Genomic DNA, 288 nt, shown 5'->3' with positions numbered 1-288 from the left:
CTCGCCTATCGGCCATTCCCCCGGCTTCAGCCTTACGCCGAGACCGGGCCGATCTTCTTGCATGCGCACGAATGCGAAGCTGCTGCGGAAGTGGATGCGCTGCCGGAAATGCTCGAAAGCAGCGACTACATCGTGCGAGGCTACGGCAGGGACGACCGCATCGTCTACGGCAGTGGCGGAGTCGGCCCGACCAGCGACATTGCGGCACGCTCCGAGAGGTTCTTCGAGCGCGACGACATCGCCTACATCCATGTCCGCTCGGCGCGCAACAATTGCTACCAATGCCGC

Annotated in this window: 1 protein-coding gene; it reads left to right on the top strand. The window is 63.5% G+C overall.

The features are described from left to right. A partial coding sequence (locus EN859_RS37320; protein WP_135913755.1) for a DUF1203 domain-containing protein occupies positions 1 to 288 on the top strand: 288 nt, incomplete at both ends.

Source organism: Mesorhizobium sp. M00.F.Ca.ET.216.01.1.1 (assembly GCF_004010325.2).
Taxonomy (GTDB): domain Bacteria; phylum Pseudomonadota; class Alphaproteobacteria; order Rhizobiales; family Rhizobiaceae; genus Mesorhizobium.
This window is presented reverse-complemented; position numbering and strand designations above follow the sequence as displayed.